Origin of the sequence: Mycobacterium bohemicum DSM 44277, from assembly GCF_001053185.1 — a bacterium.
Classification (GTDB): Bacteria; Actinomycetota; Actinomycetes; order Mycobacteriales; family Mycobacteriaceae; genus Mycobacterium; species Mycobacterium bohemicum.
Map to the genome: position 1 here is coordinate 1 of NZ_CSTD01000018.1, position 1,072 is coordinate 1,072.

Here is a 1,072-nt window from a genome sequence, read left to right on the forward strand (position 1 = left end):
CTGTCGGGGCACACCTTCACCGTCAGCCGCAACGGCGAAGTGCTGCGCACCATGCCGGCGTCCATGTGCCCGCCTCGCCGCCCGCCTCCTCTCGGCCCTTTCACCGCGCTGGCGCCGGCCCGCCGCGTGGTGCTGGCCTCGCGCCCCCTCGGCCTCCCGCTGCGTTCCCCCGCGGGCTCCCCGCTCCCCGCGCCCTCCGCGGTGCGCGTCCCCTGGCGCGGTGTGTACGCTGTCTCTTCTCCACATCTAGATGTGTCTACGCGACAGGTCCAATACCGATCGGCGCACGAGCGATAACCGCTTCCTATCAACCGGCGCAGGCCGGCGGTCAATAGACGCCGTCGATCGGTGCATAGCGGCTTAGTCTTGGACACCTGCGAGGCGTCCGGGCCACAGTGGTACGCGAGGATCCGCCGATTACGAGCACACGAGGAGTCGCCACCATGACCACCGTTTCGGCCTCCGGCACCCCAGCCACCCCGTCGGCGCGGCTGACCGACGGCTTCCAGCTCGTCGTGGATGCCCTGAAGGCGAACGGCGTCGAGACGATCTACGGGATCGTCGGGATCCCGATCACCGACCTCGCGCGCAGGGCGCAGGCGTCGGGCATCCGCTACATCGGCTTTCGGCAGGAGACGTCGGCCGGCAACGCGGCCGCCGCCGCCGGCTTCCTCACCGCGCGGCCCGGGGTGTGCCTGACGACGTCCGGGCCCGGCTTTCTCAACGGCCTGCCCGCGCTGGCCAATGCGACCGCCAACTGCTTCCCGATGATCCAGATCTCGGGTTCCAGTAACCGGGCGATGGTCGACCTGCAGCGCGGCGACTACCAGGATCTCGACCAGCTCAGCGCCGCAAGGCCGTTCGCGAAGGCGGCCTACCGGATCGGTCGCGTGGAGGACATCGGCCGCGGGGTGGCGCGCGCCGTCCGGACGGCGGTCTCCGGACGTCCGGGCGGCGTGTACCTCGACATCCCCGGTGACGTCCTGGGCCAGGCGATGGAGGCCGCCGCGGCGGACGCGACGATCTGGCGGGTCGTCGACCCCGCCCCGCGGCAGTTGCCGGAGCCCGACCG

General features: G+C 71.5%; 1 protein-coding gene. It reads left to right on the forward strand.

The window, feature by feature from the left end; genetic code table 11:
* Positions 1–443: 443 nt before the first annotated feature.
* The coding region (locus tag BN971_RS24345) for a thiamine pyrophosphate-binding protein (protein WP_249262777.1) at positions 444–1,072 on the forward strand (629 nt) is incomplete at its 3' end.